We start from the raw sequence: 4,138 nt of genomic DNA, 5'->3' as shown, positions 1-4,138 counted from the left end.
CAGGTTGCGCCACGGCGTGCCGACCACGTGCGTGCTGATTCCGGTGATGCGCACGGCAGTTGCCCCTCAGCTGTTCGAGATTTCGTCACACGTTCGAAATGCTGGCGTGACAGTAAGGACGGTCCGGCAGGGGTGTCAATGGGTCGAACAGGTAACGGTTTCGGCACGGCTTTCGAGAACTCTTTCGACCTCGCACGAAACCTTCACAGTCCCGCCTGGAACGGGGCCCGTGCGGACTCTAGTCTTCCCGCGTCATGGACTACTGCCCCCCGTGCCAACGGCACCTCAACGGCGCCCTGGCCTGCCCCGGGTGCGGTACGCCGGCCGGCCGCCTCGCCGTCACCACGGCCGCGCACTCGCACGCCTTCGCGCACGGGTACGCGCAGCCGCCGACGGCGTACGGCACCCCGTACGACGCCCCCTACGACCCGTTCGGCGCATCCGCGGCCCCCGAACGGCCGGACCGCTGGCAGGAGAACGCGGACGCCTCCCCGGGCCGGCAGACGGGCGGGTACCCGGACGACCGCTCGGACCAGGACACCGCCGAGTACACGAACGAGGGCACGGGCGAGTACACGAACGAGGGCACGGGCGAGTACGCGCACGAGGACGCGGGCCGGGAGCCGGACGAGGACACGGGTGAGGACGCCGGCTTCGAGGCCGCCGGGGAGGCCGTCCCCGGTGGCCGGCGCGCCGCCCGGGCCGGGGCGAACCGGCGGGACCGCAAGGCCGCCGTGCACCGTCGCCGCCGTCGCCGCACCGTGCTGATCGCGGCCGGCTTCGTGCTCGCGGCCGGCGGACTGAGCCTCGCCGAACTCGGCACGGACGCGCCCTTCTCGCCGTTCTCCCGGGACACCCCGGCGCCCGCCGGGGACACCACGGCCGACGGCGGCGCCGCCTCCACCGCACCGGACCGCACCGCCGGCCCGGCCGACACCGCCTCCGGCGCCTCACCGGGCACGCGCGACTCCGCCTCCCCGGACGCCTCGGCCTCCGCGTCCCCCTCGAAGTCCCCGAAGGACAAGGAATCCGCCTCCCCCTCCGCCGAGGACACCGGCGAGGCCCGGCAGTCGGCCACCGCGGGCTCCGGTACGGCCGCGACCACCTCCGCCGCCCCGGCCGCCAGCGCGCCCGCCGCCACCCCCACCGCGGCCCCGACGAGCGCCGCCCCCAGCCCGGAGCCCTCGCCCACCAAGACCTGCGACCGCTTCCTGTGGTGGTGCACCTGAGCGCACCCGCGGCACGCTCCGGCGCACCCCGCACCGTCCCGTCCCCTCCGCCGTCCGGGGCATCCCTGACACCCACCGGCCCGCACGGGGGTTGAGTCGAACGGGCACGTCCCGCCGTACCGATCCCGGGAACGCCCGGGAGATCGACGGCGGGCGTTGCGCCGACGGGGAGCAGCGAGCAGCGGATCGGTCAAGGAGAGCGGATGACGCAGGAGAGCACCGTCCAGGGCACGGTCGCCGACGGCTTCGAGCCGGTACGGGAGGAGTTCGCGGCCCTCGTCGCCGGTGAACCGCAGGACTACGAGGGCCAGTTGTGCGCCTACGTGCACGGCCGCCGGGTCGTGGACCTGTGGGCGGGCCCCGGCGCGGCGGGCGACTCGCTGTACGCCCTGTACTCGGCGACGCAGGGCGCGGCCCACCTGGTCGCGGCGCTGCTCGTGCAGGACGGCACGCTGGAGCTGGACCGCAAGGTCACCTACTACTGGCCGGAGTTCGCCGCCGAGGGCAAGGGCGCGCTGACCCTGCGGGACCTGCTCGCGCACCGCGCGGGGCTGGTCGGCACCGACACCGGGTTCACCCTCGCCGAGCTGGCCGACGACCGGATGATCGCCGAGCGCCTGGCCGACCAGCGGCCCTTCTGGCGGCCGGGCACGGCCTTCGGCCGTCACGCGCTGGTCATCGGCGCGCTCACCGGCGAGGTCGTCCGCCGGGCGACGGGCCGTACGCTGCAGGAGGCCTACGAGGAGCGGGTCCGCGCCCCGCACGGCCTCGACCTCCACCTGGGCCTGCCGGCTGTGCACGAGCCGCGCTTCCGCACGGTCCAGCCGATGCTGCCGACCCCCGCGCAGCAGGCCCAGCTCGACGCCGTACCGACCGGCCCGCACACCCTCACGTCGATCGCCCTCAACCGGCACGGTGCGCACCCCACGGACCTGGCGGCCCTGGTGAACGAGCGGCTGATCCGGGCCCGGGGCCCCGCCTCGGTGGGCGGGGTCGGCTCGGCACGCGGCCTGGCGGGCATGTACGCGGCGATGATCAGCGAGGTGGACGGCAGGACCCCGCTGCTGAAGGAGGACACGCTGGCGGAGTTCGGCCAGATCCACTCCACGGGCCACGACCTGGTGGCCCGCGCCCACCGGTCCTTCGGCCTCGGCTTCGAGGCGACCGCCGACACCTGGCACCCCTTCCTGGGCGCCGCCACCCTCGGCCACTGCGGGGCGGGCGGGGCCCAGGCCTTCGCGGACCCGCACAGCGGCATCGCCTACGCCTACACGAGGCGCAGGTTCGCGTTCCCGGGCGGAGCGGCGCCGGAGAACAACAGGCTCGCCGCCTCGGTGCAGCAGGCGGCTCTGGCCGCACCCTGAAGGGGGCGCTGGCCCTGTCGGGAAGCAGCCGCATCCCACGTCCAAGGATGCGGCTGCCGGTGTGGAAACGACGGAGGTCAGGCCAGCGTCACGGTGATCCCGCCCCGAGTCGCCTTCGAGTAGGGGCAGACCTGGTGGGCCTTCTCGACCAGATCCCGTGCGGTCGCCGCGTCGACGTCCGGGATGCGCGCCGAGATCTCCACGATGATCCCGAACCCGTCGTCGTTCTTCCCGATCCCGACCTTGGCGGTGACGGTCGAGCCGGAGACGTCGGCGCCCTCCTGCCGGGCGACCACGCCCAGCGCGCCCTGGAAGCAGGCGCTGTAGCCGGCGGCGAACAGCTGCTCCGGGTTGGTCCCGGACCCGCTGCCGCCCATCTCCTTCGGCGGGTTGACGACGACGTCGAGCCGGCCGTCGTCCGTGGCGACCCGGCCGTCGCGGCCGTTCTCGGCGGTGGCGACGGCGGTGTAGAGGACGTCGGACTGCGTGATGGGCATGCGGTTGTCTCCTCCTCGGTCCGCCACGACTCGCGCCCACGATCGACGGCGGATTTCGGAAAGAAGTTACCGCATGCCGAAAACATCGGGAAGGTCAGAGCTTGACGACCATCTTGCCTACGTTGTCGCCACGCAGGACCCCGAGGAACGCCTCCAGGTTGTTCTCGATGCCCTCGACCACGGTCTCCCGGTACTTCAGCGCGCCCGAGGCGACCCAGGGGCCGACCTCCTGGACGAACTGCGGCTGCAGGTCGTAGTGGTCGCCGACCAGGAAGCCCTCGATGCGGCCCCGGGTCTGGATGAGGCGGGCCAGGTTCCTCGGGCCGGGGGCGGGCTCGGTGTTGTTGTAGACCGAGATCATGCCGCAGACGGCGATCCGGCCGCCCTCGTTCAGGGAGCCGATGGCGGCCTCCAGGTGGTCCCCGCCGACGTTGTCGAAGTAGACGTCGATGCCGTCGGGCGCGGCCTGGCGCAGCTGCTCGGCGACCGGGCCGTTCTTGTAGTTGAACGCGGCGTCGAAGCCGTACTCGTCCACCAGCAGCTTCACCTTCTCGTCGGAGCCGGCCGAGCCGATGACCCGGGAGGCGCCCTTGAGCTTGGCGATCTGGCCCACCTGGCTGCCCACGGCCCCGGCGGCGCCCGAGACGAACACGGCGTCGCCCTCCTTGAAGGAGGCGGTGCGCAGCAGGCCGGCGTAGGCGGTCAGCCCGGTCATGCCGAGGACGCCCAGGTACGTCGACAGGGGCGCGGCCTGGGGGTCGACCTTGACGGCGTGCTGGGCGTCCACGGCCGCGTACTCGCGCCAGCCGAGGAAGTGCAGCACGTGGTCGCCGACCGCGAGGCCCTCGGCGCGGGACTCGACCACCTCGCCGACCGCGCCGCCCTGCATGACCTTGCCCAGCTCGAAGGGGGCGACGTACGACTTCGCCTCGCTCATCCGGCCGCGCATGTACGGGTCGACGGAGAGGTACGTGTTCCGTACCAGCACCTGGCCCTCCCGCGGGCTCGGGACCGGCGCCTCGACCAGGGCGAAGTCCTCGGGCTTCGG

Annotated in this window: 4 protein-coding genes; 2 read left to right on the top strand and 2 right to left on the bottom strand. The window is 73.5% G+C overall.

Features of this window, described 5'->3' with window-relative positions:
- Window positions 1–254: 254 nt before the first annotated feature.
- Window positions 255–1,229 carry an SCO2400 family protein gene (locus tag IE312_RS30160; protein ID WP_189985442.1) on the top strand — a complete coding sequence of 325 codons (975 nt, stop codon included), beginning with the start codon at window positions 255–257 and terminating at the stop codon, window positions 1,227–1,229.
- Window positions 1,230–1,432: 203 nt separating this feature from the next.
- Window positions 1,433–2,593 carry a serine hydrolase domain-containing protein gene (locus tag IE312_RS30155; protein WP_189985441.1) on the top strand — a complete coding sequence of 387 codons (1,161 nt, stop codon included), beginning with the start codon at window positions 1,433–1,435 and terminating at the stop codon, window positions 2,591–2,593.
- 77 nt (window positions 2,594–2,670) lie between these two features.
- On the opposite strand, the gene IE312_RS30150 is transcribed toward IE312_RS30155, so the two are convergent.
- Window positions 2,671–3,090 carry an organic hydroperoxide resistance protein gene (locus IE312_RS30150; RefSeq protein ID WP_189985440.1) on the bottom strand — a complete coding sequence of 140 codons (420 nt, stop codon included), beginning with the start codon at window positions 3,088–3,090 and terminating at the stop codon, window positions 2,671–2,673.
- Window positions 3,091–3,184: 94 nt separating this feature from the next.
- Window positions 3,185–4,138: NADP-dependent oxidoreductase (locus tag IE312_RS30145; protein WP_229900600.1), on the bottom strand; the 954-nt coding region annotated here is incomplete at its 5' end.

The organism is Streptomyces capoamus (genome assembly GCF_014654935.1).
Lineage (GTDB): Bacteria > Actinomycetota > Actinomycetes > Streptomycetales > Streptomycetaceae > Streptomyces > Streptomyces capoamus.
Note: the sequence above shows the minus strand (reverse complement) of the source record. Positions and strands in the feature narration are given on the sequence as shown.